The organism is Pseudoalteromonas sp. GCY (genome assembly GCF_016695175.1).
GTDB lineage: Bacteria > Pseudomonadota > Gammaproteobacteria > Enterobacterales > Alteromonadaceae > Pseudoalteromonas.
Genome location: NZ_CP068023.1, coordinates 2,309,430 through 2,324,123 on the forward strand (window position 1 = coordinate 2,309,430; position 14,694 = coordinate 2,324,123).

The following is a 14,694-nucleotide window of genomic DNA, read 5'->3' on the forward strand; positions in this document are numbered from 1 at the left end:
CAAAGGGAGCACCATGGTCTTCCGTGCTCGTTACTCTGCGTGTGTAGATTTATACTAAGTTGATGCCGTAAACTCGTTGATACCCAAGCGACTTCAAAATACTGATGTTACTTAGGTATACCAAGTTCATTCAAGCAATTAGTATACACGAACGACTAGCACTGAGTTTAAGAGACGATAATGCCGCATCAAGCTGAGTGATAACAAAGAGCCCAGCGATGCTGGGCTTTATCAAATACTTCACAAAGGCTTTATGCTGATACCGCTTCCGTTTGGTAATCAAAGGACAACTTGTTGTCTTTCACTGTGACTTTTACCGTCCCGCCATCAGACAAATGACCAAACAAGATTTCATTGGCAAGTGGCTTTTTCAGGTTGTCCTGAATAACTCTCGCCATTGGACGAGCCCCCATAGCCTTATCATAACCAAGATCTGCTAGCCAATCTCGTGCTTGAGCCGTAAGTTCCAGATTAACGGACTTCTTATCAAGCTGCGCTTGTAATTCAACAATGAATTTATCAACAACTTGCAAGATAACTTCTTTCTCTAGATGGTTGAACCAAATGATGTTATCCAAACGATTTCTAAACTCTGGTGTAAACACCTTATTGATTTCTACCATGGCATCATGAGAGTAGTCTTGCTGCTGGAATCCAATCGATTGACGAACAGTCTCTTGCACACCCGCATTTGTTGTCATCACCAATACAATGTTTCTAAAGTCTGCCTTACGACCATTGTTGTCTGTTAGCGTACCATGATCCATAACCTGCAATAGAATGTTGTAGATGTCTGGGTGTGCTTTCTCTATTTCATCGAGCAACACCACTGCATGAGGATGCTTGATTGCAGCCTCAGTCAACAGTCCCCCCTGCTCAAAGCCAACATATCCCGGAGGCGCACCAATTAGGCGGCTAACGGCATGGCGCTCAGAGTACTCCGACATGTCGAAGCGAATAAATTCTATGCCCATACACTTAGCAAGTTGCTTAGTTACTTCGGTTTTACCAACCCCTGTAGGACCTGCAAACAAGAATGAACCTACAGGCTTGTCTTCATTAGCAAGACCAGAGCGTGATAAGCGAATTGCTGATGTTAACGCATCAATCGACTCATCTTGACCAAACACCAACATCTTCAAGTTACGATCAAGGTTCTTAAGTGTTTCTTTATCACTAGATGACACGCTTTGCTGTGGGATACGTGCCATTTTAGACACAATCGCTTCAATGTCCGACACGTTAATCGTTTTCTTGCGTCTTGAAGTTGGCTGTAGTCTTTGACTTGCGCCCGCTTCATCAATGACATCGATTGCTTTGTCAGGCAAGTGGCGCTCATTGATATATTTAGCACTCAGTTCAGCAGCCGCTTTTAACGCTTTTTGCGTGTAACGAATACCGTGGTGCTCTTCATAACGCTCTTTCAAACCATGTAAGATCTTAGTTGTATCTTCGACACTCGGTTCAACCACATCGATTTTCTGGAAGCGGCGCACTAATGCTCTGTCTTTCTCAAAAATATTCTTGAATTCAGAGTATGTTGTCGACCCCATACAGCGAAGCTGCCCACTCGATAACAGTGGCTTAATTAGGTTCGACGCATCCATCACACCACCTGAGGCGGCACCAGCGCCGATAATGGTATGAATTTCGTCAATAAATAATATCGCATGAGGTTTCGATTGAAGTTCTTTCAGTAGCGCTTTAAAACGCTTCTCAAAGTCACCGCGATATTTTGTACCCGCAAGTAATGCCCCCATATCCAGTGAGTAAACCACTGCATCGGCAATTACATCGGGTACCTGATTATTGACTATTCGATACGCTAAACCTTCAGCAATCGCGGTTTTACCAACCCCCGCTTCACCAACGAGTAATGGGTTATTTTTCTTACGACGGCACAGTACCTGAACCGTACGCTCAACTTCCTCATCACGACCAACCAGCGGATCAATACGACCAGATTCTGCTTGAACATTTAGGTTAGAAGTGAAATTTTCCAGCTTTGTTTTCTCTTCCTGCTGCATTTCACCGCTTTCGTCTTGCATCTCTTCATGATCGTCTTGCTCGTGATCATCTTCAATCTTAGAGATACCATGACTAATGAAATTAACGATATCCAAGCGGCTCACGTCAGCCTTTTTCAGTAAATAAACAGCTTGGCTTTCTTGCTCAGAAAAAATTGCGACAAGTACATTTACCCCAGTCACTTCTGAGCGACCGGATGATTGAACATGGAATACAGCGCGTTGTAGCACACGTTGAAAACCAAGTGTTGGTTGTGTCTCTCTGTCTTCCTCTAAATCTGGAATAACAGGCGTAGTTTCATCAATAAACTCTGATAACTCGCGCTTCAAGGTATCCATATCGACACCACAGGCATCTAGCGCCTCACTAGCAGAGGGGTTATCGATCAATGCAAGTAATAAATGCTCAACCGTCATAAACTCGTGACGGCGAGAACGGGCCTCGCGAAACGCGGCATTAAGAGTAAGTTCTAAGTCTTTGTTTAGCATTGGCAACCCCCAACAAGAAATTTATAGGTCATTCCTGCTCACAACTACAGAGCAGCGGGTGCTCGTTGTCACGAGCATATCGGTTTACCTGCTCAGCCTTGGTATGGGCTATGTCAGCAGGGTATACTCCACATACCGCTTTTCCCTTGTGATGCACTTCAAGCATCACCTCAGTTGCTCTCTCGCTATCCATATTGAAGAATGTCGTCAATACCTCGACAACAAAATCCATGGGCGTGTAATCATCATTATTCAAAATCACTTTATATTTTCGCGGCGGCTGAAGCTGCTGCTTCTGTTCCTCACGAACGGCGTCCAATACACCAGAATCTTTTGTCCCACTCATAATAAATATAGTCTTGTCTTATATACTCAAGCAAATAGATTTGAGAAATAAATAAAATGTTAAAAAAAAGAGCAAAAAACTTGACTGCTTGCTCATATAAACTACAGTCTTACATGACTGTCTAATCTATGGGCAGTTTAGCAAAATTAAAAGAGTAGATTAACTTTAATTTAGTCAACTTATAGAAGGATGTAGAAGTATGGCTTGCGGAAAAGTCAAATGGTTCAATAACGCCAAAGGGTTTGGTTTCATCGTAGAAGACGGCAGTGACGAAGATATCTTTGCTCATTACTCAACGATTGTAATGGATGGATACAAGACGCTTAAAGCTGGTCAGGATGTATCATTCGAGCTACAACAAGGACCTAAGGGTCTACACGCAACCAACATCGCTCCAATTACGGAAGATGTTGTATAAGTGTTAAGTAGTTTTTGGCTAAAGCGGGTTACATGAGTGCTCGCTTATTCCTCTCTTTGAATCGCTCCACCAAATCTAAAAGTAATTTTCAGCCTTTCCTTTATCACGTTTGTTATAACTTTTCACTTTTGCACTTTAAATTTAATAATTAGCCCCCATATGCAAACACTGTTAGACTAAAGCACGCTTGCAAAGTCAATTTCAGGTTGGTTAGATATTGCTACTTTGATGCATTTCAATGCTGAATGAATACCAGTTATTGTAATAAGCCAAAAGTATTAATACCTAACAAACTTGCTAATGCTGCGCTACCTAGGCATCGATTCTAACGAGGATTGTCGAGGTTTTTTGCATCTTTCATTAATCGCTTAGTGAACTGGTCTCATTTAAACCGGCTACAACAACATGTTGTTGAGTGTGAAAATTGCGTTGCTTAGTCCTATTAGCAATTGTTGAACGGCTTAAAAGCCCACAACTATCTAGGAATGATGATGACATCGAAAATTATCTATACCAAAACAGATGAAGCCCCGGCTCTCGCAACTTACTCGCTATTGCCAATCATCCAAGCATTCACTAAGCCTGCAAATATCGAAGTTGAAACTCGCGATATTTCACTTGCAGGACGTATCATTGCGACTTTCCCTGAGTACTTAAAAGAAGAACAACGTATTGGTGATGCACTCGCTGAGCTAGGTGCACTTGCTAAAACGCCTGAAGCTAACATCATCAAGTTACCTAATATCAGTGCTTCAATTCCACAACTTCGTGCAGCGATTAAAGAATTGCAAGCCAAAGGTTACGCGCTTCCAGAGTATCCTTCTGAAGCCAAAACAGACGAAGAAGCCGATGTTAAAGCACGTTATGACAAAATCAAAGGTAGTGCGGTAAACCCTGTACTTCGTGAAGGTAACTCAGACCGCCGTGCTCCAACTTCAGTCAAAGGCTACGCTCGTAAAAACCCGCATTCAATGGGTGCTTGGTCTAAAGACTCTCAGTCTTATGTTGCATCAATGGCTGACGGTGACTTCTTCGGTTCTGAACAGTCGGTAACAGTTGCTGAAGCAACTGATGTTCGTATTGAACACGTAGCAAGCAATGGTGACATCACCGTACTTAAACAAAGCACGCCACTACTTGCAGGTGAAATCATTGACGCCTCTCGAATGAGTGTACAAGCACTACGTGAATTCTTAGCAGCACAAGTACAAGAAGCAAAAGATAAAGGCGTTTTGTTCTCGCTACACATGAAAGCAACCATGATGAAGGTGTCAGACCCAATCATCTTTGGTCATGCTGTAAAAGTATTTTACAAAGACGTATTCGAGAAGCATGCGGCGACATTTGCTGAAATCGGTGTTGATGCAAGCAATGGTGTTGGCGACGTGTACTCTAAAATTGAGTCGTTAGACGACGCAAAGCGCAAAGAAATCGAAGCTGACCTTGCTGCAGTTTACGAGACAGCACCTGATATCGCAATGGTAGACTCTGACCGTGGTATTACAAACCTTCATGTGCCTAGCGACGTGATCATCGATGCATCAATGCCTGCTGCAATTCGTTCAAGTGGCCAGATGTGGAACGCTGAAGGTAAACAACAAGATACTGCTTTTGTGATCCCTGATCGTTGTTACTCAGGTGTGTACAGCGCGACTATCGATTTCTGTAAAGAAAATGGTGCATTTGACCCACGAACAATGGGCACTATTCCTAACGTCGGTCTAATGGCACAAAAAGCAGAAGAGTATGGTTCACACGACAAAACGTTTGAAGCGCCATCAGCTGGCACAATCCGTGTTGTCGATGCTGCGGGTAACACCTTACTTGAACACACAGTCGAAGAAGGCGACATCTGGCGTATGTGTCAGGTGAAAGATGCACCTATCAAAGACTGGGTAAAACTAGCAGTTAACCGTGCTCGCGCGACAAATACGCCAGCAGTTTTCTGGTTAGACGAAGCGCGTGCTCACGACGCTGAACTTATCAAAAAGGTAAACGCATATTTGCCTGAGCATGACACTGATGGCCTTGAAATCTTAATCAAAGCACCAGTAGATGCAACGCTATACTCACTAGAGCGCATGAAAAAAGGCGAAGATACCATTTCGGTCACGGGTAACGTGTTACGCGATTACCTCACTGACCTATTCCCAATTTTAGAGCTTGGTACTAGTGCAAAAATGCTATCTATCGTTCCACTAATGAACGGCGGTGGCTTATTTGAAACTGGTGCGGGTGGTTCTGCGCCTAAACACGTACAACAGTTCGAAAAAGAAAACCACTTGCGTTGGGACTCGCTTGGCGAATTCCTTGCACTTGCTGCTTCTTTTGAGCATTTAAGCCAAACAACGGGTAATGCTAAGGCACAAGTACTTGCAGATACACTGGATGCAGCAACAGCTAAGTTCTTAGATGAAAACAAGTCACCTTCACGTAAAGTGAAAGAGCTTGATAACCGTGGTAGCCATTTCTACCTTGCAATGTACTGGGCTCAAGAGCTGGCTGCACAAGACAAAGATGCAGAGCTTAAAGCTAAGTTTGAAAATGTTGCTGCGGAACTGACAGCAAAAGAGGCTGATATTGTTGCTGCACTGAATGAAGCACAAGGCCAAGCAATGGATGTTGGTGGTTATTACCAGCCAGAAGACGACAAAGCGTTCGCAGCTATGCGTCCATCAGCGGTATTTAACGACGTACTAGCGTCACTGTAATCTTCCGATAACAGTCAAAAAGCGGCCCGAGGGTCGCTTTTTTGCTTTCAGGCGACACTCGCGAGCAATTGCGCTAAAATGCCATTTTTCGTGAATCTTAGGAATGTGGCGATGAACACAAGTAGTAGAGCCAACACAAATAACAAAAGAAAATCATATGCTAATAAGCCCGCATTCTCTAGACACACCACAACACGGAAAAAGCCAATAACTAACCGACAGTCAAAACCCGCCCTACCACCAGAACAAGTAAAAGTCGTTCTATTTAATAAGCCTTTTGATGTTTTGTGTCAGTTTACTGATGACCAAAATCGTCAAACATTGGCTGATTTTATTGATATCAAAGATGTGTATGCTGCAGGTCGCTTGGATAGAGATAGTGAGGGGCTATTGCTACTTACCAACTGCGGTAAATTACAAAACACCCTAACTTCTCCTAAAAAATCGACATATAAAACCTACTGGGTTCAGGTCGAAGGCGAGCCGAGTACCGAAAGCCTAAATGCGCTTAGAAACGGTGTAGCACTAAAAGATGGTCCAACTTTACCCGCTAAAGTAGAAGTAATGACTGAGCCTAATGTTTGGCCACGTAATCCGCCGATTAGAGAACGCAAAAATATCCCGACAACCTGGCTTTCTATTTCCATCAAAGAAGGACGTAATAGACAAGTTCGTCGTATGACGGCGCATATTGGTCATCCCACGCTTAGACTTATTCGTGCACAAATAGGCAAATATAGTCTGGGCGATCTTAAAAACGGTGAATATCGAGTGCTTTAGCATTTCCTACTAGGACTTTTCTCCTGCGCTTGAACGCCTCACGGGCGTGCAATTTAAAGAGATTTGAGTATAATAAGCGCTTTCTATCTGAGCATTAAGATTAATAGCGAAATTATGAGCGATAATAGTCACATTAAAGTCATTGTCGGAATGTCCGGCGGTGTAGATTCTTCTGTATCTGCCTACCTTTTAAAACAACAAGGCTACCAAGTAGAAGGCCTGTTTATGAAGAATTGGGAAGAAGATGACAATGATGAGTATTGTGCAGCAGCTGAAGATCTAAAAGATGCTCAGGCAGTGTGTGATAAGTTAGGTATTGAGCTACACACCGTGAACTTTGCTGCTGAATACTGGGACAATGTGTTTGAACACTTCCTTGAAGAATACAAGGCTGGCCGTACACCAAACCCAGACATCATGTGCAACAAAGAAATCAAATTTAAAGCCTTTTTACAGTTTGCAGCAGAAGCGTTGGGTGCGGACTATATCGCAACTGGCCACTATGTTCGTCGCGCAGAGCTTGACGGTAAATTCGTTATGCTTCGGGGAGATGACGAGAACAAGGATCAAAGCTACTTCCTTTACACATTAAGCCATGAACATATTGCGCAAACACTCTTCCCTGTTGGTGAAATTGAAAAGCCAGAAGTGCGTAAAATCGCAGAAGATCAAGGCCTAATCACGCACGATAAAAAAGATTCAACCGGGATCTGCTTTATCGGTGAGCGCAAATTTAAAGACTTCCTTGCCAAATTTTTGCCCGCGCAGCCTGGTGTGATTGAAGATTGTGAAGGTAATCATGTTGGTGAACATGAAGGCTTGATGTACCACACGCTAGGTCAACGTAAGGGCCTATTAATTGGTGGTTCTAAAGAAGGCAACGGCGAACCTTGGTATGTGGTAGATAAAGATATCGAACGTAATGTACTGGTTGTTGGTCAAGGTAAAAACCACCCTCGCCTTTTCAGCAACGGTCTAAACGCAAATCAGCTACATTGGGTTGACCGCGTAGGTCCACAAGGTACAACTCGCTGCACGGTAAAAACACGTTATCGCCAAACCGACATTCCTTGTACGTTATTAGTTGGCCAAGATGGTATGGCACGTGTGCTATTCGATGAACCACAAAAAGCCGTAACTCCCGGACAATCTGCGGTATTCTACGCGAATGACGTGTGCCTTGGCGGCGGTATTATTGAGTCGGTGATTAAATAATGCAAAACCAATACGTAATGCCTCTGGCGGCAATGTGTCAGATCAGTAAACTGGTACAAAAATGTGCGCGTTACGGCACCTTCAATGAAAACGAAGTTGATGGCTTTTTAAAAAGCATTATTAACACTTCTCCTGAACGTCCTGAGGACGTTTACCCAGACAAATTTGCCATCAAAACAGGCTGTCGAACGCTGATCGAGCAACTTTCGGCTGGCGGCGAAAAAGACGTTGAAATGGTTAAGTATGTTGGCGCTATGATGCAATTAGAGCGGGTGCTAAGTAACGATAGCAAATCTCTTGATTTGTTAGCCCAAAAAATTCAGCAAGTAGAGCGCCAGTTATTACACTTTGATATCTGTGAAAGCCAAGTTGTTGCAGCACTTGCCGACATTTACGGCGAAGTTATCAGCCCTTTAGGCCCTAAGATCCAAGTATTCGGTAAGCCAGAATTACTAAAACAAACTGCAACACAACAAAAAATTCGGGCGCTATTACTCGCGGGGATCCGTAGTGCAGTACTGTGGCGCCAGCTCGGCGGTAAACGTCGTCATTTCTTTTTTGCGAAAAAGAAAATCATTACTGCTGCAAAAAGTTATATGTAATACCAATTTGTCTTAATACTTGCTCAATTTGAAGGAGCAAATCTGACGCTAACAGCGTTAAAAATTTCTTATTTAGAACAACTAAATAGCAAAATTTTTGCCTTGTTATCGACTAGATTTTCTCGCCTCAAAATAGATCACTTAATTAATCAAATTGGTATAAAATTCGTAGTGGCTCTTATGCCACTATCTAAGTATCGTTCAAAAACAAATAGTTAGGAGTTATTATGGAGCTTTCAGCGTTAACCGCTATCTCTCCTGTGGATGGTCGCTATGGTAGCAAGACCAAAGAGCTGAGAAGCATCTTCAGTGAATTTGGCTTGATCAAGTACCGCGTCATCGTAGAAGTTCGTTGGCTACAAGCGCTAGCGAGCAGCGACGCCATTAAAGAAGTACCCGCTTTCAGCGATGAAGCCAACGCACTTCTTGATAGCATCGTTGAAAACTTCAGCGAAGCAGACGCTGCGCGCGTAAAGGAGATTGAGCGCACCACTAACCACGACGTTAAAGCTGTAGAATACCTTCTTAAAGAAAAAGTAGCTGACAATGCCGAGCTAAATGCGGTCAATGAATTTATTCATTTCGCATGTACTTCTGAGGACATCAACAACCTTTCTCATGGCCTAATGCTAACCGAAGCGCGTGACACGGTATTACTACCATATTGTGATGAGCTATTGAGCGCAATCAAAGACAAAGCGATTGAGTATAAGTCAATTCCAATGATGACTCGTACACACGGCCAACCTGCCTCACCATCAACCATGGGTAAAGAGTTTGCAAACGTGTATGTTCGTCTGCAACGTCAACGTCAGCAAATCGCTAACGTACAAATGCTTGGTAAAATCAATGGTGCCGTTGGTAACTATAATGCTCACCTAAGCGCTTATCCAGATTACGATTGGCATGCACACAGTGAACGTTTTGTATCAAGTCTAGGTTTGACTTGGAACCCGTTCACAACACAAATCGAACCGCATGACTATATCGCGGAGCTATTCGATGCGATTGCACGCTTCAATACTATCTTAATTGACTTTGACCGTGACGTTTGGGGTTATATCGCGCTAAACCACTTCAAGCAAAAAACCATTGCGGGTGAGATTGGTTCTTCAACAATGCCTCACAAAGTTAACCCTATCGACTTTGAAAACTCTGAAGGTAACCTTGGAATTGCTAACGCTATCTTTGCTCATCTTGCACAAAAACTACCTGTTTCACGCTGGCAGCGCGACCTAACTGACTCAACGGTTTTACGTAATTTAGGTGTTGGTATGGGTTATGCGCTTATCGCGTATCAAGCAACGCTTAAAGGTGTCAGCAAGTTAGAAGTCAATGCTGATCGTTTACTTGCTGAGCTTGATGATAACTGGGAACTACTTGCAGAGCCAATCCAAACGGTAATGCGTAAGTACGGTATCGAAAAGCCATATGAAAAGCTAAAAGATCTTACTCGTGGTAAACGCGTAAACAAAGAAATCATGGCTGACTTCATCGATAACCTAGACTTGCCAAATGAAGTAAAAGCACAGATGAAAGAAATGACGCCAGCAAACTATATTGGTCGTGCTGAAGCGTTCATTGACGAACTAAACTAAGTAACCTGAACTTCGGTTAAGTAAAAAGCGACACTAGTTTTTATACTAATTAGTATAGAATAAGCGAAAGAGTGCACTCTTTCGCTTTTTTATTACTGGAATTTCCCTATGTATCAATTGCAAATAAATGACCTTACCTTCGAACAATTTCTTGCCCTGTATTGGCAAAAGAAGCCACTACTCATCAAACAAGGATTCCGAGGCTTTGAAGACCCAATTGAGCCAGATGAACTTGCCGGCCTTGCAACTGAAGAATGCATAGAATCTCGAATTGTCACTAATCACAATGATAACTGGGAAGCCCATCACGGCCCTTTTGAACAATTTGATTTACTCACCGATAGCAACAGCACCCTATTGGTTCAAGCCGTTGATCACTGGCACCCACAAGCCGCAGAATTAATAGAAGCGTTTAGATTTATACCAAATTGGCGTATAGACGATTTGATGATCAGCTTTTCGACGCCTGGTGGTGGTGTTGGTCCACACTTAGATCAATATGATGTCTTTATAATTCAAGGACAAGGTAAACGTCATTGGCGAGTTGGCGAACGGGACAACAGCCTAAAGCAATTTGCGCGCAACAAGAGTCTATTGCAAGTAGAACAATTCGAAGCGGTTATTGATGCGGTTCTTGAACCGGGTGATATCTTATATATTCCGCCGGCTTGTCCTCACGAAGGTTACGCAGTTGAGGATGCTTTAAACTACTCAGTTGGCTTTAGGGCACCTGATCAAAAAGACTTGCTTTCTAGCTTTGCCGATCACGTTATTGATATGGAAGCTGGCAAACGTCGTTTTAGCGATCCAGAGTTACAACTCAGAGCGTCTATTGGAGAAGTGACCTGCGACGACCAACAGCAGATAAAGTCTCTGCTCAGCGCTTTAATTGAAGATAAGGCACTATACAGTCAATGGCTTGGAAAAACACTCAGCGAACCAAAACATGAGATGGATCTCGCGCCATTAGACCCCATAATTGTTCCTCAGGAACTTGTCGAGATCGCCAGAGAAAATCCATTGGTTTATCGCGCAGGTGGAGTGCGTGCTATTTACCAAATCTGTGACGATCATATTTTGTTCAGTGTTAATGGTGAAAACTATGAATTAGACCATCATTGTTTAGATGCCGTAAAGCAGCTAAGTGATCACGTTGTGTTTGAGTTTAATGCAATAATTCCTGCATTAAATAGTTTGGAATTTAAACAAACGTTAACTAAACTGATTAATGATGGGACCTACTTCGTTGAAGACAGTGATCCAGCCGATGCTGACTTCGATGAGGATTGGGAGTAGAGCCTGTTAGAACAAGATAGCCGCGTTCACAAAAACAACAATATGCCGCGAAATCCTTGATCTTCAAGGTTTTTGCAAGCTCTAGCTTGTCGCTAAACAGGGAATGCAGGTGCAATCTGTAGATGGGGGCAGTATGAGTTATAGGATCAGTAGAGTAACTTGGCAGACCAAAAAATTGGAGCTCAAAGCGATACGCGAGCGCGTATTTGTGTACGAACTTCACATTCCTAAAGAAGTTGAGTTTGATCAGCAGGATATCACTGCTGAGCACTTAATCATTATTGACGAATTAGATGGGCCAGTTGGCACAGGACGACTGTGTGAAGACGGCTTATTAAGCCGTATCGCGATATTCAAATCTCACCGTAATCGAGATGCCTACGCTTCGTTGATTGGGGGACTTGTTGACTTGGCAAAAGACAAAGGCTTTGAAGACGTTTTTATCCAATGCATTTTGGATGAAGTGCCCGAATTTTTACAATCGGGGTTTTCCACGCATGGACACGTATTTATGGAAGCTGGCATTCCAAGACAGCGCTTGAAATGCCCTATTCAATCACTCAAGATGGAGCCGTTTACGATGCTTCATTAGCCCAAAGTTCGTCTTTAGCGAAAAGGTCATATAAACCATGAGCTCGGTTTACCAGTAGATTAGCAAACTGGGCTTGTGTTTTTTCTACTGGCTTTGCAGACATAATTTCTTCCGCTTTCATCTGCCAATGGAATGAAAAATAGCGCAGTGCTTCACGTGCTGTAGCGGCTGCTGATGCCTCAATATGATCCGTCGGTAGATTACCTGTGATCACCCAATACTTTTTGCCGTTTTGACCTTTGATTTTCCAAAGCGCAACCAATGGCTCAATATAACGACATTCTTTTTCAATAATACTTTGCGGTAACACCCCTTTATCCGCGAGATGTTTTTGTGCAGCTTGCACGCAGCTACGCTGCCATTGTATTGATCGTTGCTGCTGTTGTTCTGGTGTCAACGCCTCTTGCTGCGGTTGGTTTTGTTCTTCACTCATTGTTCACCCTTTTATTCTTTTTAGATTACCGAATAGCATTTTACTTTATCGTTATTTACGCGGTGCGTTTCATAGCAAATTATTCAGCAAATCGGTTTTGATTCTTATACACCAAGCACTCAAACGCTTGCGAAGTTACCTGATACTAAGCTTTTGCAGTCATAACGGCAATACGAACGAAGGAATTTTGAGTTTATATGATTAATTACTGAGCTGTAAGTTTCGAGAAAGTTTCTTTTTCTATTCTAGCCACATCAACATGATTACTTAAACTCAAGGAATACTGACTATGGCTAGATTACTATTAACTATCACTACTTCCCTTTCATTCTTTTGTTGTTCGTCAGCGTTTGCTGAACAGCAACCCCAATCAGAAGCGCTAAAATGGGGGATCGGCGGCGCTATTATTGCTCAGGATCAAGGTTATATAGATATTGGAAATGAAACAGAGTTTGTACCGGCCATCGCCATACAATATGGCGACTTCAACCTACTAGGGCCAAGAGCAACCTATAAACTATATCAAGCCGAACAATTTGAAATCAGTGTGGGTGCTCAATTACGGTTAGATGGATTCGAGGCAGCTGATAGCAAGTTCTTTACTGGCATGGAAGACAGAGATATGAGTATCGATGCTGGATTTGAAGCGGAATATGATACTAGCTTTGGTGAATTTGGATTCGAGTTTATGCATGACGTAAGTAGTACACACAAAGGCTATGAAGCCAGTGTAAGCTATGGCGTACCATTTAGATTTGCTGACGGCAGAGTATACCCGTATATCGCTGCGAACTTTCAAAGTGAAGACCTTGTTGATTATTACTATGGTGTCAGAGTAAACGAAGCATTAAGTTCTCGACCCTATTACCTTGGTGAATCCAGCACAGCACTCGAAGTCGGTATTCAAAGCGATTGGTTTTTTGGTAAACACCATATGCTTAAAGCTGATGTTAGTTACACCAGTTACGGTGATGAAATAAAAGATTCTCCTCTTATTGATGCCTCTGGCAACGTACAAGTTTTGCTTGGGTATGTGTATGTTTTTTAGACTATTAATAATAACGATCACCTTAACGCTTCAGGGCTTCGGTGATCCTTCAAACGTAGAAACTACTGCAGAAAAACGCTCAACGACGCTTACTTCAGTACCTGTAGAGTTAGCTACAACTATTCCGATGAAGCATTTTTATAGTCGAATCACAGGTAGTGATGTTGTCTATGTTGCTTCCCTGTCACAAGGGAGAATTGAGTCTTTATATGCCTATTCAGGTCAATTAGTTAAAAAAGGAGACGTGCTAGCGTCCCTCTATTCTCCAAGACTTAGCGCCCAGCTGCGTGAAAAACAAGCGTTACTAGCCAGTTCTAAACGTACTGAGCGAAAGACACAGCTTGATTTCGACCGAGCTAAAAAGCTCTTTACGGAGAAGCTTATGGCAAATTCGGCGCTTGAGTCCGCTAGGCTTGCGTTTAATATTGCAACCCAGCAAGTCCAAGCAGCACAAGCTCAGGTTGAAGAGGCAAAAAATGCACTGAATGAGAACAAAATATTCGCTCGAGAGGAAGGTATCGTCACCAATATTTACGCTCGTTCAGGTGATGTTGTCTCTGCGGGACAGCCAATTTTCCAACTCCAGACATTGTCTACGCTAAAAACTGAATTTCAGCTACCTGAACAAGAATTTATTGCTTTACAGCTTAACCAAGCCGTTCGCATATCCATTCCTTCGCTAAGCAAAAGCCTAGACGGTAAAATTATAGAGAAAGGTTTACCTTCTAATGCCGTTGGTAAGCTTTTTAAACTTATCGTCGATTTGGAGGTGAGTGGCTCTGAACTAGTTGGCCTGCATAGTCGGCTTGAGCTCCCTATCACCAATACACCACTCTATAAAGTGCCAACCAACGCAATCCACTATGATGCCATGGGGCAAGCCTATGTGCTGGTTACTGAACCCAAGGTCCAACGACGCGATGTGACTATTTTTGACAATGATGATAACCAAGTCATAGTCACTGCACCAAAACTGATGGGTAAAAACGTGCTCATCACATCGGAGGCTAAGTTAAATTTTAACTTGGCGTTATTGGAAGGTGAGTCTCATGAGCAAAAGTAAAAGCTTATTAGTCCTATTCTCACACTTTGTATTTAACCGACCTCTGCTGATCTTATTTACAAGCACTATTGGCAGA

The 14,694-nt window shown here is 42.8% G+C and carries 13 protein-coding genes; 10 read left to right on the forward strand and 3 right to left on the reverse strand.

Annotated features, from left to right (window positions below):
• Positions 1 to 251: 251 nt before the first annotated feature.
• Both clpA and clpS read right to left on the reverse strand, forming a co-directional pair.
• On the reverse strand, positions 252 to 2,516 hold the full coding sequence (gene clpA / locus JJQ94_RS15470; protein ID WP_099029229.1) for an ATP-dependent Clp protease ATP-binding subunit ClpA: 2,265 nt from the start codon (positions 2,514 to 2,516) through the stop codon (positions 252 to 254).
• Positions 2,517 to 2,544: 28 nt separating this feature from the next.
• Complete coding sequence (gene clpS, locus JJQ94_RS15475; RefSeq protein ID WP_010379297.1) at positions 2,545 to 2,862, reverse strand: ATP-dependent Clp protease adapter ClpS; 318 nt, start codon at positions 2,860 to 2,862, stop codon at positions 2,545 to 2,547.
• 199 nt (positions 2,863 to 3,061) lie between these two features.
• Here clpS and cspD point away from each other — a divergent pair, with 199 nt between their 5' ends.
• The 8 genes from cspD (at position 3,062) to JJQ94_RS15515 (ending at position 12,074) form a co-directional block, all read left to right on the forward strand.
• Positions 3,062 to 3,280, forward strand: a complete 219-nt coding sequence (cspD, locus tag JJQ94_RS15480) for a cold shock domain-containing protein CspD (protein WP_010379294.1) — start codon at positions 3,062 to 3,064, stop codon at positions 3,278 to 3,280.
• A gap of 491 nt (positions 3,281 to 3,771) precedes the next feature.
• A complete protein-coding gene (locus JJQ94_RS15485; protein WP_099029230.1) occupies positions 3,772 to 5,991 on the forward strand; it encodes an NADP-dependent isocitrate dehydrogenase in 2,220 nt (739 codons plus the stop codon).
• Positions 5,992 to 6,102: 111 nt separating this feature from the next.
• Positions 6,103 to 6,771, forward strand: coding sequence for a pseudouridine synthase (locus JJQ94_RS15490; protein ID WP_099029231.1), 669 nt, complete (start codon positions 6,103 to 6,105; stop codon positions 6,769 to 6,771).
• Between the two features lie 114 nt (positions 6,772 to 6,885).
• Positions 6,886 to 7,986: a tRNA 2-thiouridine(34) synthase MnmA gene (gene mnmA / locus JJQ94_RS15495; protein ID WP_099029232.1), complete on the forward strand. Its 1,101-nt coding sequence runs from the start codon at positions 6,886 to 6,888 to the stop codon at positions 7,984 to 7,986.
• On the forward strand, positions 7,986 to 8,588 hold the full coding sequence (gene hflD / locus JJQ94_RS15500; protein ID WP_099029233.1) for a high frequency lysogenization protein HflD: 603 nt from the start codon (positions 7,986 to 7,988) through the stop codon (positions 8,586 to 8,588). The genes mnmA and hflD overlap by 1 nt, the downstream gene beginning before the upstream one ends.
• Positions 8,589 to 8,815: 227 nt before the next feature.
• Positions 8,816 to 10,186: an adenylosuccinate lyase gene (gene purB / locus JJQ94_RS15505; RefSeq protein ID WP_099029234.1), complete on the forward strand. Its 1,371-nt coding sequence runs from the start codon at positions 8,816 to 8,818 to the stop codon at positions 10,184 to 10,186.
• A 108-nt stretch (positions 10,187 to 10,294) separates the two neighbouring features.
• Positions 10,295 to 11,482, forward strand: coding sequence for a ribosomal protein uL16 3-hydroxylase (locus tag JJQ94_RS15510; protein WP_099029235.1), 1,188 nt, complete (start codon positions 10,295 to 10,297; stop codon positions 11,480 to 11,482).
• Between the two features lie 133 nt (positions 11,483 to 11,615).
• Positions 11,616 to 12,074, forward strand: a complete 459-nt coding sequence (locus JJQ94_RS15515; protein WP_017219473.1) for a GNAT family N-acetyltransferase — start codon at positions 11,616 to 11,618, stop codon at positions 12,072 to 12,074.
• Here JJQ94_RS15515 and JJQ94_RS15520 read toward each other — a convergent pair.
• Entirely contained in the window at positions 12,058 to 12,507 is a 450-nt protein-coding gene (locus JJQ94_RS15520) for a DUF4826 family protein (protein ID WP_017219474.1), read from the reverse strand. The genes JJQ94_RS15515 and JJQ94_RS15520 overlap by 17 nt on opposite strands.
• A 289-nt stretch (positions 12,508 to 12,796) precedes the next feature.
• On the opposite strand from JJQ94_RS15520, the gene JJQ94_RS15525 reads away from it, so the two are divergent.
• Both JJQ94_RS15525 and JJQ94_RS15530 read left to right on the forward strand, forming a co-directional pair.
• Complete coding sequence (locus JJQ94_RS15525) at positions 12,797 to 13,555, forward strand: MipA/OmpV family protein (RefSeq protein WP_099029236.1); 759 nt, start codon at positions 12,797 to 12,799, stop codon at positions 13,553 to 13,555.
• Positions 13,545 to 14,618, forward strand: coding sequence for an efflux RND transporter periplasmic adaptor subunit (locus JJQ94_RS15530; RefSeq protein WP_172439897.1), 1,074 nt, complete (start codon positions 13,545 to 13,547; stop codon positions 14,616 to 14,618). Before JJQ94_RS15525 ends, JJQ94_RS15530 begins: the two co-directional genes overlap by 11 nt.
• The last annotated feature ends 76 nt before the right edge of the window (positions 14,619 to 14,694 follow it).